Annotated in this window: 27 protein-coding genes and 1 other annotated feature (1 of these 28 running past the window's edge); of the genes, 10 read left to right on the top strand and 17 right to left on the bottom strand. The window is 53.1% G+C overall.

What is annotated here, in order from left to right; genetic code table 11:
• Nucleotides 1-201, bottom strand: a binding site (T-box leader); it reaches 75 nt to the left of the window's first position.
• Nucleotides 202-368: 167 nt separating this feature from the next.
• Nucleotides 369-3,497, top strand: a complete 3,129-nt coding sequence (locus FHS18_RS31985; protein ID WP_183604462.1) for a transglycosylase domain-containing protein — start codon at nucleotides 369-371, stop codon at nucleotides 3,495-3,497.
• A 78-nt stretch (nucleotides 3,498-3,575) separates the two neighbouring features.
• On the opposite strand, the gene acsA is transcribed toward FHS18_RS31985, so the two are convergent.
• Entirely contained in the window at nucleotides 3,576-5,300 is a 1,725-nt protein-coding gene (acsA, locus tag FHS18_RS31980; protein ID WP_183604461.1) for an acetate--CoA ligase, read from the bottom strand.
• 254 nt (nucleotides 5,301-5,554) lie between these two features.
• Between acsA and FHS18_RS31975 the strand changes: the two genes are divergently transcribed.
• Both FHS18_RS31975 and FHS18_RS31970 read left to right on the top strand, forming a co-directional pair.
• The gene (locus FHS18_RS31975) at nucleotides 5,555-6,187 is read left to right on the top strand and encodes a GNAT family N-acetyltransferase (RefSeq protein WP_281378911.1); all 633 of its coding nucleotides are present in this window, start codon (nucleotides 5,555-5,557) and stop codon (nucleotides 6,185-6,187) included.
• Nucleotides 6,188-6,207: 20 nt separating this feature from the next.
• Nucleotides 6,208-7,386, top strand: a complete 1,179-nt coding sequence (locus FHS18_RS31970) for an acetoin utilization protein AcuC (protein ID WP_183604472.1) — start codon at nucleotides 6,208-6,210, stop codon at nucleotides 7,384-7,386.
• Nucleotides 7,387-7,460: 74 nt separating this feature from the next.
• On the opposite strand, the gene FHS18_RS31965 is transcribed toward FHS18_RS31970, so the two are convergent.
• From FHS18_RS31965 to FHS18_RS31950, 4 genes are all read right to left on the bottom strand, one after another.
• The gene (locus FHS18_RS31965) at nucleotides 7,461-8,165 is read right to left on the bottom strand and encodes a 5'-methylthioadenosine/adenosylhomocysteine nucleosidase (protein WP_183604460.1); all 705 of its coding nucleotides are present in this window, start codon (nucleotides 8,163-8,165) and stop codon (nucleotides 7,461-7,463) included.
• Entirely contained in the window at nucleotides 8,165-9,169 is a 1,005-nt protein-coding gene (ccpA, locus tag FHS18_RS31960; protein WP_183604459.1) for a catabolite control protein A, read from the bottom strand. Before ccpA ends, FHS18_RS31965 begins: the two co-directional genes overlap by 1 nt.
• 147 nt (nucleotides 9,170-9,316) lie before the next feature.
• A complete protein-coding gene (locus FHS18_RS31955) occupies nucleotides 9,317-9,721 on the bottom strand; it encodes a hypothetical protein (RefSeq protein WP_183604458.1) in 405 nt (134 codons plus the stop codon).
• A 136-nt stretch (nucleotides 9,722-9,857) separates the two neighbouring features.
• Entirely contained in the window at nucleotides 9,858-10,301 is a 444-nt protein-coding gene (locus tag FHS18_RS31950) for a VanZ family protein (RefSeq protein WP_183604457.1), read from the bottom strand.
• Nucleotides 10,302-10,368: 67 nt separating this feature from the next.
• Here FHS18_RS31950 and FHS18_RS31945 point away from each other — a divergent pair, with 67 nt between their 5' ends.
• Nucleotides 10,369-10,896, top strand: coding sequence for a type 1 glutamine amidotransferase domain-containing protein (locus FHS18_RS31945; protein ID WP_183604456.1), 528 nt, complete (start codon nucleotides 10,369-10,371; stop codon nucleotides 10,894-10,896).
• A gap of 5 nt (nucleotides 10,897-10,901) precedes the next feature.
• On the opposite strand, the gene ptsP is transcribed toward FHS18_RS31945, so the two are convergent.
• The 8 genes from ptsP to FHS18_RS31905 all read right to left on the bottom strand — a co-directional run bounded on the left by ptsP (nucleotide 10,902) and on the right by FHS18_RS31905 (nucleotide 18,605).
• Complete coding sequence (gene ptsP, locus FHS18_RS31940) at nucleotides 10,902-12,662, bottom strand: phosphoenolpyruvate--protein phosphotransferase (protein WP_183604455.1); 1,761 nt, start codon at nucleotides 12,660-12,662, stop codon at nucleotides 10,902-10,904.
• Nucleotides 12,663-12,665: 3 nt separating this feature from the next.
• Complete coding sequence (locus FHS18_RS31935) at nucleotides 12,666-14,543, bottom strand: glucose PTS transporter subunit IIA (protein WP_183604454.1); 1,878 nt, start codon at nucleotides 14,541-14,543, stop codon at nucleotides 12,666-12,668.
• 125 nt (nucleotides 14,544-14,668) lie between these two features.
• Nucleotides 14,669-15,343, bottom strand: a complete 675-nt coding sequence (locus FHS18_RS31930) for a hypothetical protein (RefSeq protein WP_183604453.1) — start codon at nucleotides 15,341-15,343, stop codon at nucleotides 14,669-14,671.
• Nucleotides 15,344-15,447: 104 nt separating this feature from the next.
• Nucleotides 15,448-15,882: a CoA-binding protein gene (locus tag FHS18_RS31925; RefSeq protein WP_183604452.1), complete on the bottom strand. Its 435-nt coding sequence runs from the start codon at nucleotides 15,880-15,882 to the stop codon at nucleotides 15,448-15,450.
• Between the two features lie 68 nt (nucleotides 15,883-15,950).
• A complete protein-coding gene (gene aroA, locus FHS18_RS31920; RefSeq protein WP_183604451.1) occupies nucleotides 15,951-17,243 on the bottom strand; it encodes a 3-phosphoshikimate 1-carboxyvinyltransferase in 1,293 nt (430 codons plus the stop codon).
• 66 nt (nucleotides 17,244-17,309) lie between these two features.
• Nucleotides 17,310-17,684 (bottom strand): fluoride efflux transporter FluC, encoded by a 375-nt coding sequence (locus tag FHS18_RS31915; protein ID WP_183604450.1) that lies wholly within the window; start codon nucleotides 17,682-17,684, stop codon nucleotides 17,310-17,312.
• 1 nt (nucleotide 17,685) lies between these two features.
• Nucleotides 17,686-18,072 (bottom strand): fluoride efflux transporter CrcB, encoded by a 387-nt coding sequence (gene crcB, locus FHS18_RS31910; protein WP_183604449.1) that lies wholly within the window; start codon nucleotides 18,070-18,072, stop codon nucleotides 17,686-17,688.
• Nucleotides 18,069-18,605 carry a shikimate kinase gene (locus FHS18_RS31905; RefSeq protein ID WP_343060771.1) on the bottom strand — a complete coding sequence of 179 codons (537 nt, stop codon included), beginning with the start codon at nucleotides 18,603-18,605 and terminating at the stop codon, nucleotides 18,069-18,071. The genes crcB and FHS18_RS31905 overlap by 4 nt, the downstream gene beginning before the upstream one ends.
• Nucleotides 18,606-18,774: 169 nt before the next feature.
• Between FHS18_RS31905 and FHS18_RS31900 the strand changes: the two genes are divergently transcribed.
• Nucleotides 18,775-19,080, top strand: coding sequence for a hypothetical protein (locus FHS18_RS31900; protein WP_183604448.1), 306 nt, complete (start codon nucleotides 18,775-18,777; stop codon nucleotides 19,078-19,080).
• Here the strand turns inward: FHS18_RS31900 and gndA are convergent.
• From gndA to FHS18_RS31880, 4 genes are all read right to left on the bottom strand, one after another.
• The gene (gene gndA, locus FHS18_RS31895) at nucleotides 19,077-20,489 is read right to left on the bottom strand and encodes an NADP-dependent phosphogluconate dehydrogenase (RefSeq protein ID WP_183604447.1); all 1,413 of its coding nucleotides are present in this window, start codon (nucleotides 20,487-20,489) and stop codon (nucleotides 19,077-19,079) included. The two genes, FHS18_RS31900 and gndA, sit on opposite strands and share 4 nt — an antisense overlap.
• A 209-nt stretch (nucleotides 20,490-20,698) precedes the next feature.
• The gene (locus tag FHS18_RS31890) at nucleotides 20,699-21,295 is read right to left on the bottom strand and encodes a hypothetical protein (RefSeq protein ID WP_183604446.1); all 597 of its coding nucleotides are present in this window, start codon (nucleotides 21,293-21,295) and stop codon (nucleotides 20,699-20,701) included.
• 204 nt (nucleotides 21,296-21,499) lie between these two features.
• Nucleotides 21,500-21,697, bottom strand: a complete 198-nt coding sequence (locus tag FHS18_RS31885; RefSeq protein WP_183604445.1) for a hypothetical protein — start codon at nucleotides 21,695-21,697, stop codon at nucleotides 21,500-21,502.
• A gap of 129 nt (nucleotides 21,698-21,826) precedes the next feature.
• On the bottom strand, nucleotides 21,827-22,267 hold the full coding sequence (locus FHS18_RS31880) for a hypothetical protein (RefSeq protein WP_183604444.1): 441 nt from the start codon (nucleotides 22,265-22,267) through the stop codon (nucleotides 21,827-21,829).
• A gap of 162 nt (nucleotides 22,268-22,429) precedes the next feature.
• Here FHS18_RS31880 and FHS18_RS31875 point away from each other — a divergent pair, with 162 nt between their 5' ends.
• From FHS18_RS31875 to FHS18_RS31855, 5 genes are read left to right on the top strand one after another with little or no spacing between them, the layout of a single operon-like run.
• The gene (locus tag FHS18_RS31875; RefSeq protein WP_183604443.1) at nucleotides 22,430-22,669 is read left to right on the top strand and encodes a spore germination protein; all 240 of its coding nucleotides are present in this window, start codon (nucleotides 22,430-22,432) and stop codon (nucleotides 22,667-22,669) included.
• Nucleotides 22,666-22,869, top strand: a complete 204-nt coding sequence (locus tag FHS18_RS31870; RefSeq protein WP_183604442.1) for a spore germination protein GerPB — start codon at nucleotides 22,666-22,668, stop codon at nucleotides 22,867-22,869. The genes FHS18_RS31875 and FHS18_RS31870 overlap by 4 nt, the downstream gene beginning before the upstream one ends.
• Nucleotides 22,870-22,897: 28 nt before the next feature.
• Complete coding sequence (gerPC, locus tag FHS18_RS31865; protein ID WP_183604441.1) at nucleotides 22,898-23,698, top strand: spore germination protein GerPC; 801 nt, start codon at nucleotides 22,898-22,900, stop codon at nucleotides 23,696-23,698.
• The gene (locus tag FHS18_RS31860) at nucleotides 23,695-23,943 is read left to right on the top strand and encodes a hypothetical protein (RefSeq protein ID WP_183604440.1); all 249 of its coding nucleotides are present in this window, start codon (nucleotides 23,695-23,697) and stop codon (nucleotides 23,941-23,943) included. Before gerPC ends, FHS18_RS31860 begins: the two co-directional genes overlap by 4 nt.
• Nucleotides 23,940-24,362 carry a spore germination protein GerPE gene (locus FHS18_RS31855; RefSeq protein ID WP_183604439.1) on the top strand — a complete coding sequence of 141 codons (423 nt, stop codon included), beginning with the start codon at nucleotides 23,940-23,942 and terminating at the stop codon, nucleotides 24,360-24,362. Before FHS18_RS31860 ends, FHS18_RS31855 begins: the two co-directional genes overlap by 4 nt.
• Nucleotides 24,363-24,479 lie beyond the last annotated feature (117 nt).

Raw genomic sequence — 24,479 nt, 5'->3', positions numbered from 1 at the left:
CATTATGATAACGGATATTCGATCCGGACATAGACTACACAGCCAAGGGAGGCTTGTCGCTTCACATGACAGCGGCTCCTTGCATTCATCTACTCAGCTCAAGGCGGTAATTCGAATTGCTGCGTGTACCGGTTCTCACCACCCACCGGCTCTCTGCAAGCGACGCATAGCAGCTCTACTGTGACCTGTCGAAGCTTTTGCATATTCAATTGCTTGAACAGGTTATATCACAATAAAATCGGGCAAGTCAATAGTCGTACATGCCCAGGACAGGGCAATCATTTGTTCATATTCGGCACGGTTTCCTGCTTTCTCCGCTCGATTTATGCTATAATACGGGTGTTAATCGGAGGAGGAATCGAACGTTGATGAATGAAGATCGTCAGCAGAAAGTCAAAGGATACAGCCGATGGCGGACTTTTGGCATTGTGACGCTTATAACCTTAAAGTGGCTACTTATCTTCGGATTTATGATCGGCTTACTCGTTGGCGGGGCCGTTACGGGATATGTCGCTTCGTTTGTGCGCGATGAGCCTGTCCGTTCTCGCGCCGAAATTACATCCAAAATTAACGAGAACGCCATTACGGGCTTCGTCTATTTCAACGATGGACAAACACCGGTCGGGCAGCTCCGTACGGAAGAGGATCGCCGTCTCATCGAGATGAAGGATTTGCCCCAGAGCGTGATCGATGCCGTATTGGCTACTGAGGACAACAATTTCTATGAGCATATCGGGATCGATATTAACGGCCTTGGCCGCGCGGTCAAACAGAAGGTGCTCAACGAGGATACCCAGACGGGCGGCAGTACGCTGACGCAGCAATTGGCCAGACAGGTGTTCCTGAACCTAGATAAGACCGACAGCCGTAAAGCCAAGGAAATTTTCTTGTCATTGCGACTGGAACGATATCTGACCAAAGATGAAATACTGACAGCTTATTTGAATAAAGTCCAGTTCGGCACAGGCGCTAATGGCTATAATCTATACGGTATTAAAGCGGCTGCCAAGGGCTTCTTCAATATTACAGACCTGAATCAATTAAGTATTGCCCAAGCGGCTTATTTGGCCGGCTTGCCGCAGCGCCCTTCGGGGTACTCGGCATTCACGAGCAAAGGCACCTTTAACGAGAAGAACTTCGGCTATGCGATGGACCGCCAACGTATCGTGCTTGGACGGATGCTCGAGACGGGCCGAATTACGCAGGCCGAATATGACGAGGCGCTGACTTTCGATATTAAAGGCTCGCTCGCCAAAGTCACCGAGAAAGCATACACTACCTTCCCTTATCTCATGTTGGAAGCGGAGCGCCAGGCTGCAGAGATTCTGCTCATGCAAAAGGATCCGAATCTAACCTTGGCGGATGTACGCAAGAAGGAGAACTCCGCGCTGCTTGAACAAGCTCGCGAAGAGCTTCTGCGAAGCGGGTACCGGATCTATACGACGATCGATAAGAAAGTCTATAACATCATGCACGAAATCGGCTCCAACAAGGAGAACTTCTCGCCCGACAGCGAGGAGAAAGGCATGGAGCAGATTGCAGCGATTATGATAGACCATAAGACTGGCGCCATCCTAAGCATGCTTGAGGGACGCGATTTCTATGAAGAGCAGATGAACCACGCTACTCAAATGACGCGTCAGCCAGGATCGACGATGAAGACCATCGCGGCTTACCTGCCTGCGATCGATAAAGGTCTTGTGCAGCCAGGCAGCATTCTCGACGACGCGCCGATGGTGCTCAAGGACGGCGAGAAAGGCTTCCACATTCCGAAGAACTCGAATAACAGGTATCTCGGACTCGTGACGGCAAGGGAAGCATTGAACCGCTCGCTTAACTTGCCGGCCCTGAAGATTTTTAACGAGAAGGTTACGATCGCGGAAGCATGGGAATTCACTCGCAAGCTGGGGATCACTACGCTCAAGCCCGAGGATGAATATGCTCAGACCGGTGTTATCGGCGGTCTCAGCGTCGGGGTCTCCGTCGAAGAGCTGACCAATGCATACGGCGCTATCGCCAACAACGGCGTCTTCAACGACGCGTACATGATCAGCCGCATCACCGATTCCAAAGGCAATACCGTCTATGTACACAAAGAGAAGCCGACCCGGGTCTTCTCGGAACAGACCGCTTTCTTGATGACGGATATGCTGCGGACGGTTATCTCTGACCGGAGCGGTACAGGGCATTCGATCACTTCGAACTTTAAGAACTACGGCAAGATTCCTGTCGTCGGCAAGACGGGATCCACGCAAAGCTACGGCGACGTTTGGTTCGAGGGCTACACGCCGGATATTACGCTTGGCGTATGGTCCGGCTACGAGAAACAGGCTCACACGCTGTCCAAGGATGGCCGCGCGAGAGCTAGAAGCATCTGGACGCTTATCATGAACGAGGTTACGGAAGCTAAGCCAGAGCTGTTCCCGACGAAAGAATTCACGAAGCCTGACAATATCGTCAAGGCGACTGTATCGAGTGTCAGCGGCAAGAAACCAACCGAACTGACCCGCTCGATGGGCATGCTCGTATCCGACTGGTTCAATAAAGAGTACCTGCCTAAAGAATCTGACGATGCACTAGTGAAGCTCGCTTATATCTCTTACAACGGCGTGAACTACATCCCGCAGTCCAGTACGCCGGCTGACATGGTTCGCGAACAAGTTGCGGTCAAACGCGAGAAACCGCTTGATGTGCTTATGGCCGAAATCCAGAAAGCGCAGGCTAAACTTCCTGCGGATAGCAGACGACCGCTCAGCTTCTATTTGCCGGCCGACGCCAAGCTCGATGCGCCGTCCAAGACGGATCCGCGCGCTGACGATGGCCGTGCGCCATCGGCGCCTTCAGGTCTCAGCATCGAATTGGTGGATGGCAATAGCGCCTACCGGATTTCATTTAACGCTTCGCCGGAATCCGACGTAGTCGGTTATCGCTTATACCGTTCTTCGAACGGTTCCTCCTTCTCCAAGATCGGCTCTCCTGTGCTGACTGGTGAAGAATACCGGTTCGTCAACTACTTTAACGGCGGTTCGGCCTATGCTTACTATGTAACCGCGGTAGACGTAGCTGGCAAAGAATCGGCGCCAAGCGCAATCGTCGGCAACGGATCGTATACGATGGGTGGAACGACTGGCAGCTCCACCCCAGATGTTCCGGCAAGCACCACCAATCCGGATACTACGGGCAATCCTGACACTCCAACGAGCCCAAGCGGCGGTGACACGCAAGCCACGGGAGCCCCTTCCGCTCCTTCTGGCTTGACGGTGAAGCAGTCTGATGCAGGCGTTCACCTCGAGTGGTCTGCGAATCCCGGCGGCGAGAAAGTTACCGGCTATGCGGTTTACTACAGCGCCAACAATGACGGCAACTTCAAGAAACTGGGCACGACTTCGGAACCGCAATTCGACTTCGTCGTTACGTTGAATTCCGGCGCCTTCAAAGTCACGGCGATTAACCAAACCGGTGAATCCGCAGCATCCGGAACCGTAACCATTAAATAACGACTAAAAGGCTTCCGTTCCAACATGGCGTACATGTTGGGAACGGAAGCCTTTTTTGTGCGTGATTTCGCAGGTCCATTAATCCTCGATCGTGGATAGATCGCCTGTAGGCAGATTCAGCTCCCAAGCCTTCAAGACACGGCGCATAATCTTGCCGCTGCGGGTTTTCGGAAGCTTATCCTTGAATTCGATCTCACGCGGCGCTGCATGGGCCGATAACCCGTCCTTCACGAACTTGGAGATCTCTGCCTTGAGTTCATCCGTTGGCGTGAAACCTTCACGAAGCGCAACGAACGCTTTAATAATCTCGCCGCGCAGCGGATCCGGCTTACCGATGACGCCTGCTTCGGCCACTGCCGGATGCTCGACTAGCTTGCTCTCCACCTCGAACGGACCCACTCGCTCGCCGGCTGTGTTAATGACATCATCGATGCGGCCCTGGAACCAGAAGTAGCCATCTTCGTCTCGATATGCGGAATCCCCGGAGATGTACCAGCCCGGAATGCGGAAGTACTCCTCGTATTTGGCGGGATTATTCCACACCTGGCGCATCATCGACGGCCACGGCGTCTGAATGGCCAGATTACCCATCCGGTATGGCGGCAGTTCATTACCCGCATCATCGATGATCGCAGCTTTCACGCCTGGAAGCGGTTTGCCCATCGATCCGGGCTTAATATCCATGGAAGGATAATTGCAAATCAATTGACCGCCAGTCTCCGTCATCCACCACGTATCATGGATGCGCTGATTGTAGACCTTCAGTCCCCAACGTACCACTTCCGGGTTGAGCGGCTCGCCGACGCTCAACACATGGCGCAGGCTGCTTAGATCATATTGACCTACGATGTCATCGCCGGCCCCCATCAGCATGCGGAATGCGGTCGGTGCGCTATACCACACCGTAACGCCATAACGTTGAATCGTCTTATACCAGTCTTGTGGGCTGAAACGCCCGCCTCGGATAACATTCGTCGCACCGTTAAGCCAAGGTGCGAAGATGCCATATGATGTACCGGTAACCCAGCCTGGATCTGCCGTACACCAATAGATATCATCCGGCTGCAGGTCAAGAACCACTTTGCCGGTAAAGTAATGTTGGATCATCGCGTTCTGTACGTGATAGACGCCCTTGGGCTTCCCGGTCGAACCCGATGTATAGTGAATGATAAGTCCATCTTCACGGCCGAGCCATTCAATCTCCGCTTCTTCGGAGGCATTAGCCATTGCGCTGTGATAATCGACGATTCCTTCTTCGGCAGCGACGTCATCCCCGACGACAATAATATGTTTAAGCTCAGGCAGCTCGTTACGCAGAATCCGTGGCAATAACGCCGGAGTCGTCACGATTGCAACTGCACCGCTATCTTGAAGGCGGTCCTTCACCGCGGTTTCCATGAACGCCTCGAATAGCGGGCCAACTACGGCGCCTACTTTGAAAATGCCGAGCAGACTCGCATACAGTTCCGGCGTCCGTGGCATGAAAATGAAAACGCGTTCCCCCTTGCCAATGCCTAGATCCCGCAGCACGTTGGCAAAGCGGTTCGACTGCTTCGATAATTGCTCGAACGTGTAGGATTCATCCCGTTGTGCATCGCTATAATAGAGCGCGACCTTATCGCCTCTGCCTTGCTCGACGTGTCGGTCAATCGCTTCATAGGCCATGTTGACTTTACCGGTTGCATGCCAAGAAAACTGCTGTTCTACTTGCGCGAAATCGAACTGCTTGTACGTTTCATCATAGCTTGCCATGTTGGAGCGGGTTGCCGAAGCCGGTATCCGCTCCTGATGCATGTTTACCATAACCATCATCCTCCCAGCCATTGTAAAACGGTCGTTCGAAAGCTGCCGTATAGTATAAGCGCCAACTTGCCGAGCGATCGGTCGTGAGCAAATTGACTTACCCTGTCGAGCATTAGCGGATTTTAAGAATGCGCTTACATAATTATAACACAGCATCTCTCGTTTCATCCATTCTTTTCATATTCCCGGTTTAATGTTATAAGTGTATGTAGTGGCTAGATGACTAGACTGTGCGCTGAGAGGAGCTATAGCCGTTGGAACATCGCAAGGTGATGCATTCGGAGCGATTGCCCTATCACGATCGTGAAATCATTATTGAAGGTCCTGTTCCGCCTGAAGTGCTGGACAAGCTTGTGCTTCACGCTGACCTGGATGCTTTCCGAAGACCTCCCGAACAACATCAAGCACTTATTGAGATTGCCGGCCTCCCGGAAGGCCGCATCATCATCGCACGCGATGGCGAATCCATCGTAGGCTATGTCACCTTCCATTATCCCGACGAGCTGGAGCGTTGGTCCGAAGGCGGCATGGAGGATCTGATCGAGCTGGGGGCGATTGAGGTGGCTGACGAATACCGTTCGCTCGGCCTCGGCAAACGGCTTATCCGGCTCGCTTTTGAAGGCGGCCAGCTCGAGAATGCGATCGTTTATACGACCGAGTATTACTGGCACTGGGATCTGGAAGGAGCCAAACTTAGCGTGTGGGACTATAGAGCAATGATGGAGAAGCTTATGAAGTCGGTTGGCATGGTATGGTTCGCTACCGACGATCCCGAGATATGCGCTCACCCAGCCAATTGCCTCATGGTGCGGATCGGCAAGGAAGTGCCGCTATCCTCTGTGGAACAGTTTGACCGTGTCCGGTTTAGACAACGGTTCATGTACTAATCAGGAAGGCGATGAGAACGATGCCGGCGAATGCCGTATTTATTCATCATCCGGGCGCTGCCCGTTATTACTTTCATGATGACCATCCGTTTCATCCCGAGCGCATTCCGCTCACCGTTGATTTACTGGAGAAGACAGGCGCACTGACGGCAGACTGCATACTGACGGCAGACTCCGCTGATCCCGAGCTGCTAAGCCTTATACATCGTCAGGATTATATTGAAGCAGTGCGCGGACTCAGCTGTGAGAATCCTGCTGTGCAATGGACCGACATAGCGGAACGTTACGGACTGAGAACGGAGGATACCCCGTTCTTCCCGGGCATGCATGATGCAGCTGCAGCCATCGTCGGGGGCTCTGTCATGGCCGCTGACCTCGTTGCTTCAGGCGAGGCTAACCATGCCTACCATATGGCCGGCGGGCTTCACCATGCCTTCCCTGAACGCGGCTCAGGCTTCTGCGTCTACAATGATGCAGCCGTCGCGATCGCCTATCTGAGACAAACATTCGATCTTCGCATTCTTTATATCGATACCGATGTCCATCATGGTGACGGCGTCCAATGGGCATTCTATCACGACCCGGATGTCTTTACCTATTCCATTCACGAGACAGGCAAATTCCTATTTCCCGGGACTGGCTTCGTCCACGAGCGAGGCGCTGACCAAGGACACGGCACTAGTATGAATATTCCGCTAGAGCCCTATACCGAGGACGATTCTTGGATCGAGAGCTTTCGCACGTCGATTGAAAAAGTAACCGCTTCCTTCAAGCCTGATTTGATCATCAGCCAGCATGGATGCGACGCTCACGCGCTTGATCCATTATCGCATGTGCATTGCAGCATGCGCATCTATCAGACGATGCCCTCGATCATTCATGAGCTCGCTCATCGCTATTGTAACGGGAAGTGGGTCGCGCTTGGCGGCGGCGGATATGACCGGTGGCGTGTCGTCCCCCGTGCCTGGTCGATGGTCTGGCTGGAGATGACCGATCACCCGATCAGCAGGAAGCTGGCGCAACCGAACGCCAATGAGCCGCTGCCTCCCGAATGGGTAGAGGCCTGGAGCGCTTCTTGCGAAGATGAGCTTCCCGCCCAGTGGCTCGATCAGGTCGAGGATTGGGCTCCTATGCCACGACGGAATGAGATCACAGCACGTAATCGCCAAGCGGTTCAGACGGCCATACAAAATCTATAGGGCCGCGTGCCGGGCACAAAAAAAGCCAGTCCTTCTCCAAATCGGAGAGTGACTGGCTTGTCCTATTCCATGCCCTAAATATGCTGCATGATGTCATCGATAATGCGATGCGAGTTCACCGAAGCTTCTACAGTGAACTCAGCAAAGTTCACATGTGCAGAGCCATCGGCTTTGTCCGACATGGCACGAATGATGACGAATGGCGTGCTGTTCATCGCGCAGACTTGCGCGACTGCCGCACCTTCCATCTCGGCGCACGCGCCGCCGAGCTCCTCGTACAACGAACGGACAACATCGCGCGAGGCGATGAACTGATCGCCAGAGAGCACTTTGCCTTTGACGCTGCGGCCTTGGAATTGACGCTCGCAAGCATCCAGCGCAAGCTGTACAAGCGCTGGATCTGCTTCGAATTCCCACACTTCTTGATACGGAATCTGGCCGCGCGCAAAACCAAGCGGCGTTACATCCATATCATGCTGCAGACAAGTCGTCGATACGACAATGTCCCCGATGTTGAGCGCAGGGTCGACCGCGCCAGCTACGCCGGTAAATAAGATGCAATCCACGCCGGCATCGACCAACAGCTGCGTACAAACAGCCGCGTTCACTTTGCCAACTCCCGATTTGCAGAAAATGACGTCTCGTCCATGCAGCTTGCCTTCCACATAGGTGATGCCAGCTTTCTCGAACGAGCCTGTCTTCTCGACATGCTTATGGAGAAGATCGATCTCTTCGACCATTGCACCGATGATTCCAATCTTGTTGTAAGTCTTCGCCATTATATTGCGCTTACCGATTGACGGGTTACGATCTCGTGCGGCAACACGACTTTCGCATGGTCAACGGTCTCCTTCTTCATCAATTTAGTCAATAAACGCATCGATACGGCGCCGATGTCGTACATCGGTTGAGCAACCGCTGTCAACTGCGGACGCACCATCGAGGCCATCCGGCTGTTATCGACGCTGATTATCGAGACGTCTTGCGGAACTTTAAGACCGGAATCCTGAATCTGATGAATCGCCCCGATCGCCATTTCATCCGTAGCAGAGAATACTGCACTCGGACGATCCGACAGATCCAGGAAATACTTCATCGCTTCCGAACCGGATTCATAACGGTAATTACCGATACGCACAAGGTTCTCGTCATACGTAATGCCTGCCGATTCCAGCGCACGCTTGTATCCTTGGAAACGGGCAAAGCCGATCGATGGATCCTGCAACGTGCCGCTAATCATTGCAATACGCGTATGGCCTTGCTTCAGGAGCGCTTGCACAGCGTCATAAGCCGCTGCTTCATGGTCGATGTCGACCGATGGAATCAGACCTTGCTCATCGGTTGTCGCGCAGAGCACGATCGGTACGTTGGCCGTCTTGAACGCTTGCAGATGCTCGTCCGTAACAGCGCCGCCCATAAACAGCAGACCGTCTACCTGCTTCTCCAGCAGCGTGTTGATGACTCGGATTTCTTTGTCTTTCTTCTTGTCGGCATTACATAGAATAATATTGTAATGATACATGTTCGCAATATCTTCGATTCCGCGCGCTACCTCGGCGAAAATCGCATTCGAGATATCCGGAATAACAACGCCAACGGTTGTCGTTTTCTTGCTGGCCAAGCCCCTTGCAACTGCGTTCGGGCGATAACCGAGCCGCTCAATGGCTTCAAATACTTTCTTACGTGTCTGCGGCTTAACGTTCGGGTTGTTGTTCACGACCCGCGACACTGTCGCCATCGACACGCCAGCTTCCCTTGCTACATCATAAATGGTTACCGTCACGGTCCTTCTCTCCATTAGCTCAAATTTATAACGCTCGTCCGCATTACTTTTACCGTAATGATACGACAAAATATTACTTTTCGCAACGATTCGAAGGGATTCGTCTAATGGTGAGAGGCCTAGGATGTGCGTAAAGACGAAAGGACATCAAGACATCGTGCTTAATTGGTGCAGACGCTTCTCTATTTCAGCAATCCAGACTTCATCACCAGTAGATTTTGCGATTGTATACAAATCCAGCAGCATGTTGATGCGCTCTTCCGTTAACGGCTTCACGACCGCAATATCCGTGCTCTTGCGCACCTGATAGGCTTCCACCAACAAGTCTGCCAGTTCATTCACTTCGTTAAATAAATACGTTTTCTTGTCAGGTTTCGCCCCGAGCTTGCCGATGAGCCCGGTCAAATCCGGCTTAACCACAGGAAACACCTCACTGCGATTGCACGAAGGGCAGGTATAAATTGGGACATTGTCGATCTCGACTTTGCCCGAATAAATAACGGTTCGCAGTTTCATCGGCATCACATCGCCGCAAGGACAACGCTTTTCCAAAATGGTCCACTCCTTCTCGTCTTCTCCAACCATACGCCCAAGTCATGGACACATGTGTTTCTTGACGATAAGGTATTCGACTCCTTGCGCATAAAGTCCTGCAATTATGTAAATTGTAATATTTTCTTGTTACTGCTTATCCACCTAGCTTCGTTCTAAGCTTCCGGACCCATGGCAACGAGGTCGTAAGTACGGCCAGCGCAGCTCCGATCGTATCGTTGCGCAGATCGTGCCAATCCGGCGTCCGTCCACCAACGAAGGATTGATGGTATTCATCCGTCACCCCGTAGAGAAGACAGAGCATGACGATAACAAGCTTAACCGGCAGCCGGTCGCTGTTTGACCCGAATCCATAATCGAACGATAAGGCCAGTATAAAATAAGCGGCAAAGTGTCCCCAGTTAAAGTCGCTCATCATCGGGAACAACTTCTGCATCCACGGCAAAAAGGTATTGAGTTCCTCTCCGGTCTGATCGGATAAGAAGTAGATCACCCCCATCCAGACGATTGCCGGTACAAAGCGCAGCACGACTCTTATCCGTTTCGCGCGCGGCTTCTCCGTCACAGGTGCGGTTTGCATGGGCGGCTCCACCTCCGTTACAATAAAAATGATCGATACTTGTCCATACCTTAAAGGAGGAATTCCGATGTCTTTGCAAGGTAAGACCGTCATCTGTCTGCTCGATGACGAATTTGAAGATTTGGAACTTTGGTATCCGGTATACCGCGTTCGCGAAGAAGGCGCAACGGTGCTGTTCGCCGGTCCGGAGAAAGGCAACACTCATATTGGCAAATACGGCGTACCCGCAACAGCTGACCTGTCCTACGATGAGGTGAGCAGCGAACAGATCGACGGCCTGCTCGTCCCAGGCGGCTGGGCACCCGATAAGATCCGCCGTTATCCGAAAGTGCTGCAGCTCGTCCAAGAGATGGACGCCGCAGGCAAGCCAATCGGACAGATTTGCCATGCAGGCTGGGTGTTGGTGTCGGCCAAAATATTGCAGGGCCGCAAAGTCACTTCGACGCCAGGCATCCGCGATGATATGGAGAATGCGGGCGCAACATGGATCGACGAGCCGGTTGTTGTAGATGGAAATCTGATCTCCGCTCGTCGTCCACCCGATCTACCTCCGTATGGCAAGGCGTTCGTTGATGCTCTTCTTGCTAAGCAATAATCGACTTACTTCGAGCTTGGCTGTCTGGATTCCCGCTCGATCAGCTTGCCAAAATCGTGCAGCAATGCTTTAACGGCATCGCTCGTACGGCAGGATAGTAATTCTTCGAACAACCGACGGCTGTTTTGCTGTTTCATGCAAATCAGCCGTTCTTTTATTGGCAGAAGGGCATGAGCCGACATGCTCAGCTCATCGACATCAAGCGCAAGCCAGATCGGCAAAGCGCGCAGATCCCCCGCTAATTCGCCGCACACGCCAACATGTATGCCGCCCCGCTTGGCTGCATCGACCGTCGTCTTCAACATCCGCAGCACTGCAGGATGGAACGGCTCATACAGGTGCGAGATCTTATCATTCATCCGGTCGACCGCAAGCGTGAATTGAATTAAATCATTGGTGCCGATGCTGAAGAAATCAACTTCGGCCGCCAGCATATCCGCAATCATGACGGCTGCCGGCAATTCAATCATGATCCCCACTTCGATATCGCTGCGATGTGCGATTCCTTCGGAGGCCAGCTCACGCTTGGCTTCCTCCAGCAGCGCATTGGCGCTTTGCACCTCTTCGACGGACGAGATTAGCGGGTACATGATTTTCACATTGCCGAAAGCGCTGGCTCTGAGAATCGCCCGCAATTGCGTCTTGAACAGATCGGTCTTATCCAGACAGATTCGAATTGCGCGGTAACCGAGGAACGGATTCTCCTCCTCCGGCAGTTCGAAGTAATCGAGGTGCTTGTCGCCGCCGATATCCAGCGTTCGGATGATAAGCGGTTTGCCGCCAAGCTTCTCCGCTACGCTGCGGTATACCTCGAATTGCTCTTCTTCCTTCGGAAGCCGATGGCGGTCCATATACAGAAACTCGGTCCGGAACAGTCCGACGCCATAAGTGCCGCTGCCTAGCGCAATATCCAGTTCCTTCAGCGAGCTGATGTTGGCGGACAGCTCCATCTCCTTGCCATCTTGCGTAACGGAGCGGACGGAGGCAATCCCTTTCAGTCTCAGGCTCGCTTCCTTCTGACTCCTCTGCAGTTCGGAATAATGAGCCATCACCGCATCATCCGGCTCCAGATGCACGATCCCGCTCGTCCCGTCGATAATAAGCGTATCGCCCGTCTGGATCTGATCAATCTGATCGTCGAGTTTCGATTCTAATCCGACTACCAGCGGAATGCCGAGCGCCCTTGCCATGATGGACGAATGCGAGGTTGTGCTTCCGGCCATGGTTGCGATCCCCAGCACATGGTTAGGGTTGAGGTGAGCAAGCTGCGACGGCGACAGCTCCTTCGCCACGAGGATGAACGGTTGCGTGTCGGAAGGCAGCGTAATCTCAGGCGCGCCGAGCAGATGCTTCAGCAGCCGGTTGCCGACATCTTTAATGTCGAGGGCACGTTCTTTCATGTACTCGTCATCAAGCAGGTCGAACATCGTCACGAAGTGATCGATCGCTTCCTTCACCGCAACCTCGGCCGCTTTATACTGCCGCTGGATGATGCCTTGAATTTCATTCATAAACACGGGATCTTCCAGAATGGCGAGATGCGCATCGAAGATGTAGCTTTCCTCCGTCCCGACAACCTCGCGAAGCTCATCCTTCATCTGTTCGATCTCACTCTTGGATGTACGTATGCCTTCGTACAACCGTTCGAATTCTCTTGCCAGATCGGCAACATCTATTTTTTGCTCAGGCAGATCCCACTCCCAATTCGGCAGGACGAACGACTTGCCGATGGCGATCCCTGCTGAGGCCCCAATCCCTTGTATCACGTATTAATCCCCTCCACCGCTTCTCTCTTTAAGAACGACCGACATAACGGAAGCCTGGCCGCGCTTGACGCCTTTATAAGGAGCGAAGCTCCAGGAGCGTACCCGGTCGGCATTCGTTATGACCATCGGCGTCGCCAGCGACTTGCTATGCTCACGAACGAACGCAAGATCGAACTTGATAAGCAACTGCCCGGGGTGGACGACATCGCCCTCCTTGGCAACCGCCGAGAAGCCTTTTCCTTTCAATGAAGACGTATCGATGCCGATGTGCAGCAGTACATCTAGTCCCTCCGGCGTGCGTATACCGATCGCATGCATGGAAGGGTAGATATGAATCACCTTTCCGTGCACCGGCGATACAAGTTCCCCGCGATCCGGAATGAACGCGACCCCATCGCCGACCAGCTTGCCGGCAAAAATCGGATCCGGCACATCGCTCAATGCGATCATTTTACCCTGCATCGGCGAACTGAACAGCACCCGCAGCAAATCGCGGCGTATCGCCTTATCCATCTCCTCGCGAATGAGCTCCGAATAGGTACCGAAGACAATCTGAACATTCCCGCCGCCAAGCCGAATTACTCCAGCAGCGCCGAGATGCTTCAGCGCATTGTTGTCGATAAGGCGGTCGTTGCCCACCTTCAGACGCAGCCGCGTAATACACGCCTCCATCTGCTGGATATTCTCCTTACCGCCGATGGCTTGCAGGATTAGCGGTGCACGGTACGGGATATCCCCGGCCCATTCATCAAGCTGCGAGCCTTCTTCGCGGCCGGGCGTCGGGATCCGAAATCTCCGTATCGCCCAGCGGAACAGCACATAATAGATGAAGCCGAATACGATCCCGATCGGGATGAGCAGCAGTCCTCGCGTAGCCAAATGTTCGTTGATGATGTAATCAATTGCGCCGGCCGAGAAAGAGAAACCATGCCGGATGCCTAGCTCGTACGTCAGCCACATCATGAGGCCGGATAGAAGCGAATGGATAACGAATAGATACGGTGCAACGAATAGGAATGCGAATTCCACCGGTTCCGTAACCCCGGTCAAGAACGAGGATAATGCGGCGGACAAGAACGTTTTGCGAATCTTGGGCTTCAGATCCTCGCGCGCTTCATGAATGATGGCAAAAGCGATGGCTGGCAGCGCGAACATCATTGTCGGATACAACCCTGCCATAAAGGCGCCTGCTGTGGGATCCCCCGCGAAGAACCGCGGCAAATCGCCGAATACCAATGACCCGTCACTTTGTTCGTAGCCGCCGACCTGGAACCAGAAGACATGGCTGACCAGGTGATGAAGCCCGAAGACGACCAGAATCCGCATGACAAAGCCGTACAGGAACACGCCGAACCCGCCGCCGGAATTGACGATATCGCCAAGCTCCACCAGCAGTTCGCGTATGATCGGGGAGACGCCGATCATGGCAATGCCGAATATAGCCGAGAACAAGCACATAATGAGCGGAACAAAGCGCGGTCCGCCGAAAAACTGTATGTATTCGGGAAAACGGATCGTCTTAAAGCGTTCGTGGAGGATACTGGTCAATAGCCCCAGTACGACGCCGGTAAGCACGGTGGGTTCTAAGCCGTATTTGCTCTGGCCGATGATGCTGGAGTAAATAAACATCCCCGACAGTGCGGCTAGCCCAGCGGATCCGGAATTGCTCGTCATTCCCATGGCCACGCCGAACGCGAATAAGTATGGCAAGTAAGCGAAGATCGTCTGTCCTGCAGTCTGCAAATATTGCGACATCTGCGGCAATCCGAACTCTGACCACGGCAAGGCGCTTAGGCTCAGCAGTATCGCTACACCTGGAAGGACAATCGTTGGCAGCATGAGCGATCGTCCTAGCTGCTGCAATTGTCCCATGATGTTCATAATAACCCTCCTCTCATGCGGACCTGCGATCTATGTATGATCGTAAGCGTTCATTCCCGCTTTGTCAAAAGAAAAACGACGGACCGTTCGGCCCGCCGCCTTGGCAATCAGATCTGCGTATAGTCCTAGAAACGTTGTGCAGAGTTGAAGCCGATGCCGGATTGCGTTCCAGTAGAATAACCCACTTGGGAGATCACCGGACCAGCGCTTTGCGACTGATTCGTTGCTTGGTACACAGGGTTGAACGGCGTTACAGCATGCGCGCTTTGCGGCGAGAAGCTGTTGAACTGCTGTTGCGCACCGAACTGCTGTTGTGCACCGAACTGCTGTGCACCGAACTGGCTGCGGTTGAAGTCTTGACCAGCTGTATATCCCACGTGGGAAATGACAGGTTGGTTAGCTTGCGCTTGGCCAGCGGATTGGAAACCTTGTTGGCTCGAGGACGAACCGCCAAAATGCGAAATCACCGGTGTGTAGCTCGCCGTCTGCGTTTGGACCGGACCATGGGACTGATAGTTGAAGCTTTGGCCGGCTGACGAACCTACATGGGAGATAACCGGGTTATATGACGTGTGGGAAATACCACTGCCAAACTGTTGAGCTTGGCCGAAACTTTGGCTCGCATTGCCAGCTGTGTACCCGACATGGGAAATGACAGGTTGGGAGCTTTGATTCGAGTAGTTCGAAGTAAAGCTCGATGTTCTAGGAATCCCTTGGTATTGGGATTGAACAAACCCGACAGGCTGGTAACGGTTGCTTTGTTGTTGGAAAGATTGTTGGCCAAAGTTGTTTTGGTACACGTCATTTCCTCCTCGGATATAAATAAGATGTGCTTCCTTGCAGCGGCTTGTGCCGTTGTTGAAGCCTCACTTATTGTTGGAGAGACGCACGTTTTATATGACCGTCAAGATTTGGATTTTCCGTTCGGGAGTAAAATGGAATCTTCCACTTTAATACACCGGTCGGTAATCACTTTAAGTCCGCCATTCTGGGCGATATGAACCGCCTCGTCATGATGAATGCCGAGTTGCAGCCACAGCACTTTGGCGCCAATGGCAACCGCTTCTTCCGCTACCGGTGGCGTATGTTCGCTTCGACGGAATACATTCACGATGTCGACCTTTTCTGGAATATCCTTCAACGACTTGTAGCACGTCTCGCCGAGAATCGATTCCGCATTGGGATTGACAGGAATAATCCGGTAACCCTTGGCCTTCATTGCGGCAGATACCATATACGACGTGCGGTCCGGATTATCCGATAGCCCTACAACGGCGATTACCTGTGCGTCCGTCAGAATTTGTTTGATTTCATCACGGGTCGGATTACTGAATGCCATGGCCGATGCCTCTCTTTCATCCATTAGGTGGACTTACTCACTACCGTATCCTATTCAAAAAATGTGGCCTATTCCACCCATTCGACATTCGCGCCGAGCGCTTTGAGATGATCGAAGAAGATCGGGTACGATTTTGCAACATGGTGCGCGTCCTTGATCCGAAGCGGCGCTTTCGCGCGCAATCCCACTACCGTCAGCGCCATGATGACGCGATGGTCGTAATGCGCGTTAATCTCGACTCCGCCTTCGACGCCTTCAGGACGGCCATGGACGATAATCTCGTCGCGCTTCTCTTCGACGTTCGCGCCGGCTTTGCGCAGTTCATTCAAGTAATCGGTAATGCGGTCGCATTCCTTGTAACGAAGATTCTCGACATCATAGAACCGCGAAGTCCCTTCGGCGAATACGGCTGCAGCGACCATTGCGAGCACGGCATCCGTCGCTTTGTCGCCGTCGAATTCGAGCGCCTTCAGTCTGCCGTTCCCTTGCACGTGCACAATGCCATTCTCATGCGTAAGCGGTACTTCCATCATGCGAAGCACATCGACGATCGCACGTTCACCTTGCTTGCTGTTCTCCATAAGACGATGGAGCGTCACGTCCGATTGCGTAACGGCCGCTGCTGCCAGTACAGCAGCAGATCCCGGATAATCGCCTTGCACGACGTATTCTTTCGCCTCATAGCGTTGCCCGCCTTTAATGCGGTAATGCATGAGGTCCTCGCTCGCTTCGATGACGATACCGGCTTGTTCGAGCACTTCGAGCGTCTGGCCGACGACCACTTTGGACTTCAGGTCGTTCAGCACTTCGATCTCGCTGTCTTCTTCAAGCAGCGGGGTCAAGAACAGAAGCGCGCTAAGGAATTGGGAGCTCACCGCGCCAGAGACGGTAATTTTGCCGCCCTTCGGGGCACCGCCGCGAATGGTGATCGGCAGCTTGCCTTCACGATGTTCCACTTGTACGCCGAGTTGGCCAAGCGAGTCGATCAGATCGTCGTGCGGACGTTTGCCGAGCGAATCCGGGTAACGATTGATGAAAGTCACTTCCGGACATAATGCGGCGATCGCCATTAAGAAGCGGAGAACCGCTCCGGCATTACCGACGTCAAGCTCCTTCACATCGCGCGGATGGCGGCCGAATCCCGTAATTACGATCTTCTCGTCGTCCTCTTCAATTGTCGCGCCTAAGTCGCTGATACAGCGGCGCATCGCATCGCTGTCCTCGCTATGAGCGGGATAATAAATGGTGCTGGTGCCTTCCGCAAGCGCTGCTACGAGCAGGTAACGCGTCGTGTAGTTCTTGGAAGATAGTGCTTGAATTTCGCCTTGCAGCTTCGGTGTTGGGGTAACGATAACGTCCATGTGTAATAGTATGCTCCTTTATATCGTAATGGGGTGGAAATCACGAAGGAATACAACTTAAACATTCTACGATTCCAATATAGCTTGCACAGCGAGAAAACCGATAGCGGCCAAGGGGATGCCCAGCAGAATCGTGAATCCTCCCACTTGCACGGCCGTCTTGAATTGTCGCTCACGCAGCAAACTGACGAGCTGCACGGCAAATGTAGAAAAGGTCGTAAATCCGCCTAAAAAACCGGTCACGGTCAGCGCATATCCCGCCGCGATATCGTATCGCTGATGAATGGCTGCAAGGATTCCGATCAGCAGAGCTCCGACTATATTAATAAAGAAGGTTCCTTTATAAGCAGGAATTCCTCTTCTTGTAACCAACACGCCAACTTGATAGCGGAGCAACGCCCCGATCGAACCGCCGAGCGCAACGGCAAGCGTATTCAACATGCTACGCCTCCTCCTTCATACGGGGAGGAAGAAGCACTGGCCCTACTGCTGCCGCTACCGCCGCCATAAGCATGCTTCCAGCCGAATACATGAGCGCGACGCCGATAGCTCCATCCCGGAAGAGCTGGAACACTTCCAGACTGAATGCCGAGAACGTCGTATATGCCCCGATAAAACCAGTCCCAATCGCTTCTCTCCAAATGGACGACAGCCCGTATCGTACGACGGCGGCAAACAATAGGCCTAGGGCAAAGCTTCCCGTTATATTGCAGATGAATGTCGCCCATGGCCATGCCCCGTGCAGATGATAGGGGAACAGCCGGGAAAGTCCATACCGGCTGAGCGCGCCTAACGCACCGCCGATTACAATGGCCATCCTAACGTTCATCGAACGGTAGCCTTCCATTGTTCAGCGATGAGATCAGCAACCGCTTGCGCTTCGAGAGCCGTCGTATCGATCTGCAACGGTGCAAATGCATACGCATGTTTGCGATCCGCCAACAGTTTATTCACCCGTTCCTCCACATCGCCCTGCAGTAATGGCCGATTCTCGTCGCCTCGAACTCTCGCAATGATATGTTCTGGCTGTGCCGTCAGAGCGACGACCATCCCCTGCTTTAGCATAAGGTCACAATTCGATTGCGCCAGCACCGCTCCGCCGCCAGTCGCAATAATCGAGCTATCTTCCGACGCGAGGAGCGCTGCAAGGACTTCGGATTCGACCCGCCGGAAGAAGGCTTCGCCCTCTTGCGCAAAGATCGATGGTATATCGCGGCCGATCCGCCGCTCGATCTCAGCGTCCATATCCACAGCGAGGCAACCGATCTGTTCCGCCAATAAGCGGCTTACGGTCGACTTGCCTGTCCCCATGAAACCGACGAGTACAATATGCCGCGGAGCGCCAAATGCATGAGTCATCATATGTACACCTGCTTGCTTCAAAGTCTATTCTTTCATCACTTCGTAGTATTTTCAAATAATAATATCATCATTCCACGTTCAAAGGGTATAAAAATGTTCATTTTGCCGTACAGATGATAGTAACAAGACGATGAATACCGGTCCCAATGGCCCCCAAGGAGTGAAGAATATGGCTCTTCATCATGAGCCGCTTCCGGCACGCAGCCGGTTTGATCGGATGCTCTCGACCGATTATCCGCTATGCCGCGAAGATGTGATCTGGATGTTGGAATATATGAAAAAGAAAATGGCTGACGAAGCGCCGCTATTAGCGAGCCTTCCCCAGCCACAATTGTTACAGTCTTTTCAAAGTTTCGCCGAAGCCGCTACGATACTGATCAAACAGCGCAGCGGCTGCGGCCCTGAAGCCGATCGTCTCCGAAGCTGCCTGCTAGCAGCAGCTGACGGACTGCTTCCGAGAACGGACAAGCCTTAGGATTGCATCCAGTTGAAGTGGAACGTGCCTTCTTTGTCCAAACGCTTGAACGTATGAGCGCCGAAGTAGTCGCGTTGAGCTTGCAGCAGGTTCGCTGGCAGACGCTCAGTGCGGTAGCTGTCGTAGTAAGCCAGTGCGCTTGCGAAGCCAGGTACCGGAATACCGTGCGTTACAGCTGTAGCTACAACTTCACGCCATGCGCCTTGGTAAGATTCCACAACTTCTTGGAAGTAGGAATCGAGCAGCAGGTTCTTCAGTTCAGGCTGACGGTCATATGCGTCTTTGATGTTCTGCAGGAAGCCGGCACGGATGATGCAGCCGCCGCGGAAGATCATTGCGATATCGCCGTAACGAAGGTTCCAGCCGTATTCGTCGGAAGCTGCGCGCATTTGAGCGAAGCCTTGAGCGTACGAAGCGATTTTGGAAGCGAACAGCGCTTTGCGAACTGCTTCGATGAATGCGGCTTTGTCGCCTTGGAATGGAGCGGCTTGCGGTCCTTTAAGCAGCTTGCTAGCTGCAACGCGCTCTTCTTTCAGCGCGGAGAGGAAACGCGAGAATACCGATTCCGTAATGATGGACAGCGGCACGCCAAGATCCAGCGCGCTTTGGCTCGTCCATTTGCCAGTACCTTTTTGGCCAGCGGAGTCAAGGATAACGTCTACCATTGGCTTATTCGTTTCTGGATCGTACTTGGAGAAGATGTCAGCCGTGATCTCGATCAGGTAGCTGTCCAGTTCGCCTTTGTTCCACTCGGTGAAGATCTCGTGAAGCTCTTGCGTGCTTACGCCAAGGACGCGGTTAAGCAGGTCGTAAGCTTCGCAGATGAGCTGCATGTCACCGTACTCGATGCCGTTGTGGACCATTTTGACGTAATGGCCGGCACCGTCTGGACCGATATATGTACAGCAAGCGTCTTCGCCGACTTTAGCGGAGATTGCTGTGAGGATTGGCTCAACCAGCTTGTATGCGGATTCTTGACCGCCTGGCATGATGGAAGGGCCTTTCAGCGCGCCTTCTTCACCGCCGGATACGCCTGTACCGATGAAGCGGATGCCTTTGCCTTCCAGCTCACGGCTGCGGCGTTGTGTATCAGGGAAATAAGCGTTGCCGCCGTCGATGATGATATCGCCTTGATCCAGGTGTGGAACAAGCGCGTCGATTGTAGCGTCTGTGCCGGCGCCAGCTTGAACCATGATCAGGATTTTGCGCGGCGATTCGAGCGATTGAACGAACTCTTCAACCGTGAACGTGCCAACGAGGTTCTTGCCTTCTGCTTCTTTCAGCAGCTCGTCCGTTTTCTCGCGGGAACGGTTGTACACCGATACCGTGAAGCCTTTGCTTTCGATATTGAGCGCCAGGTTTTTACCCATGACGGCCAGACCAACTACACCAATTTGTTGTTTAGACATATGGTTCTTCCATCCCTTTTCTATACGTTTTTTGTGGAACAATACAGTTATTTTACTCTTTTTGAAACAGAATGAAAACCATAAATCCTTAATAAATGCGGTTTTCATCAGATCTTCATTTTAACCTATTTCGTGAATGATCAACAAAATAAGCTCCCGGTGACAAAATCCCGGGAGCTTACTTGTCTTCATTAGATTGATAATTGCACTTACAACTCAAGCTGTATCATCTCAATTCTAAGTGTGGTAAGACGTTCTTTAGAAGCGGCGATATCTTCTTCACGTCCTTCGGTGATCGCCTCGTGAAGAACGGATAGCTCATAATCCAGCTCGAACCGCAGCACCGCTGCACGCTCTTCCGCACGCCTTGATTGAAACGCCTGAATCACTTCTTCCACGGTAACATAAGGTTTCTTTTGATAAATGATTCTGTGTTCCATACCAGACACCTCCACAAGTCGTATAATCTCGCCAAACATGATGCTTTCGATGACAATCTGGCGGTCCTTGAACCGCTTGACTACGGCATGCCCGCGTGAGTCGTTGATGAGTTTCTCGAGGAGTTCGGACAGCTTCTCGTCTTTGATTACATAATCGCCCACTATTTTATAGCGGCTGCGAACCCGTTGGAACCGGAGTTTCACGAGCTTGCGTCCGCTGCGGACCGAGATAAGAAAATAGTCTTCCGTTTCGCTCCAATAAAGCGAGTAGCCTTCTTGAATGAGGTCGCGTATTAGATTTTGGATTTGCCGGCGGTCGAATCGCAGTTCCAAATTGCAATACTCCACTTCATAGCTCTTATTCACGGCAACCCCTCCTCTTCCGGTGTCGAAATGTTCTGAATATTCTCTCTTATCCTTATCTTATACTCCATCTTATGTTCTGGCAACTTGGATTATTGACTATTTTTAAACCTGATTGCGCGGATTGAATAAAATGCCTACAAAAAGAATGAAAAGCCGCCCCTTACGTCTCATCAGACGCTTGGAACGGCTTCCTTGACCGGTTCGCTACACGAACCATTCATTCAATATAACCCCGAATACGATACTGCTGACCACTGCCCCCGCGAAGCTGTAGAACCCCACTTTGAACCGCTGCTGGAACATCTGCAGCACGCCCAAGCTGAGCAAGGAGAAGATGAGCAGAATAAAGATCGCCCCTGTAACAAACAAACTGGCGGATACGTCGCTGACATCGACCGTCAAGCCAAACACTCCCTCTATAAGCATGTGTATACCTGCATTATAAGGGAAAGCTTGTATTACTGCCACAGCTAGAAGCTGCGCGAAGACATTTTTTTGCCACAAATGGCCGTTCGGTCTGCCAATCCTCCCCTATTCTTCCCCCTGCCAAATCCGGCGGATTTCCGCTTCATGCACACGGCGCCGCGGCTGCCGCTTCATGATTTTGACGACCAGACTCGCCCCTTCATAATGTACGCTGGATTTGGACGGCACCACGAGTTTGGGCAGCGTAATCGTCTCGCCCTTCCCTTCGGCCATGCCGGCGATCCGCAGCTTATCTTCCCGAATGAGTACGCGAAGTTTTGTGAGGTCCGCTTCTTCCCCGAGCGGATATGTGATGACCAGGGAACGCTTCGTTTCTTTAATATCCGCCAACCCCGTTCCGAGCGAGGCAGCTGCGGATGGCAGCGATTTGGTCACCAGACTGCGTACATAATTCTCCACCCAGTCCGGGTTGCGGAACAGATCGAACCCTTTGGGCAATTGCTGGCCCTGCATCCATTTCTCCAACTCTTCCCATTGCGACGCCACCTTGCGCCCACCTCCCTTATACGGTTAGCCTATGCGCAGCGCCCACCATCCGCTACAAGGTTCCTGCCATCCGCCGCTATTTTCGCCGAAAGTCACAATTGGGCGTTTTGCGCATACGATGTAACTATCTCGATAGCCTGTGAAAAAAGGGAGTGTCCTCAAATGCCAGCAGTAGTCGGCTTCGTCAACATTGTCAGTCTCGGCGGAAGCTCTATCGTCCAATTCGGCGACTCGGTGCAGATGTCTCCTTCTAGCACCTCCAAGACCTATGCCGGATCGGGTTCATTCCTCACCGGGAGTTTGTCGAACTCCAACAATGCCGTCAGCGCAACGAGCACGCTTGATCCGGACGTCATCGACAGCTCTTCGAACGAAGTGGCGAGCGGAGCGAATGTCATATGAGCCTGACGGTCCATCAGCATATTACGATTCATCAATTCCGGGTGGACAGCGTCACGAATTCTTCCGTGCTCCAAGTCGGAACGGCCGGTGCCATCCGCTCCTTATCCCAGCTGTATAACACGGGCGGCTTCACTGGTCCTGCGCCGCAGCTCGGGAGCGAGAATCCGTTGTCCTTTGTACCACTGCCAAATCCCGCTTAGTTTCCTACTTAAACGGAGGTGAATGGCCGTGCAATCATTCGGTGGGCCGGCTATGACGCCGTGGCAGCTATGTATGACCTTGTCGCAGCGTCTGTCCGAACAGCAAGCCATCCTGCATGAGCAGCAGTGCAAGCTGCAAGAGCAAGGCGAAATGATCGAACAGCTGCGCAAGCAAATGGAAAGACTAGCCGAACGCGTGCAAGCCGCAGAGACCCGTCCGGTCTATCATATCGACAAGATGGAATACTCCTTCGACCAGCTGAAAGTCGAGAAGCTGGATGGCACGCTCAATATCGGCATGACGACGCCGAACGAAGAGTATATCAAGGAGATCGGACAGCTGGTGGTGCCGAATCAGCCGCCGGTCCCCGGCAAAACTCCGCCTCCTTCTTCGGATGCAGCTACAAGCGGACCGAACCATTTCCCCGCAAGCTTTGCTAACGGTTCGCAAGCCGCCCTCCCGCAGACGCCTTACCCGGAGATCAGGCAGCAGGTTGACGCATACTTAAACCAGACCGCTCCGGCCCAGCTCGCGATACTCGAATCCGAGTACGGCATTCCGCTGGATCCTTATCACCGCCGCTTGGTCATTGAAGATATTCGCAAGCAGATTTCCACCCGGATCCAATACTATATCGAACATGCCAGCCAAGCGCCTAACCAAGAAGAAGGGCTGCAGCAACAGCAGCCCGATCCGCAGCAAGTGAGCGGTCTCGTCATTCAGAAGACGACCCGCGATATTAACAGCGCGCTTCGCGCCTACATGGCTCAGCTCCAAGGCAATGCGGGAGCGCCAGCAAGCCCAATGAACGGAGGTGCCATGCCTTGAATCTGAAAGTCGTCAATCACTCCCTCTACGTGGGCAGCGTACAAATGACGGCCGTCGCCAGCTCTTCGGTCTTCCAGATCGGCGATACGGAGCAATTCGCGCTCTACTCGATGTTCGACACGCCTCCGGAGTCGCTTGTTGTCGGTCCGATCGCGCCGCTCAATCCGCCTGAAGGCAGTGATGAAGCCACGGGCGAGAGCGATAATGATGTCACCATAAACGAACCGGTTAACGTGAACCTATGACGGACAACGACTTTCCCGTCCGGATCTCCGAACTCGGAACGATTCATATCATTAGCGCCTCGAACGCTTCGATCGTGCAATTCGGGGACCGTGCCGAGATCGATGCCAAAGTGAGAGCGTTAGCGGTTCAGCGCGAAGTCAGTCATGAGGAGCGGCATAACGTCTACTTCGAATCGTATGCGGTCTTCAATCGGCCGTTACCACTATGGCCGTTGCCCGAACCGGCTGAACAGTCCGTCACGGTGAGCACGCACAATATTCAGCCGCGCATATGCGTAGGCAGCGTGGATCTGATCGCTGCCAGTTCCTCCGCTATGCTCCTGATTGGCAATGGACTCAAAGCCAAAGCCGAGACCCGAATTAAACATATCCGCCAGTTCGCCGCCTCCCGGGCGTACCCGCCCGTGCCGGGCCCTTGACGGGCAAGGCTTCAGCCGCCGCGGACAGCGCGCCTTATCGCATGGGCGCATGTCCAGATGCATCTGCTGCCGTACAATCGTCCAAACCAAACCATGCCCTCCGCATATACTGACAGT

Origin of the sequence: Paenibacillus phyllosphaerae, assembly GCF_014192105.1 — a bacterium.
Taxonomy (GTDB): domain Bacteria; phylum Bacillota; class Bacilli; order Paenibacillales; family Paenibacillaceae; genus Paenibacillus_Z; species Paenibacillus_Z phyllosphaerae.
Note: the sequence above shows the minus strand (reverse complement) of the source record. Positions and strands in the feature narration are given on the sequence as shown.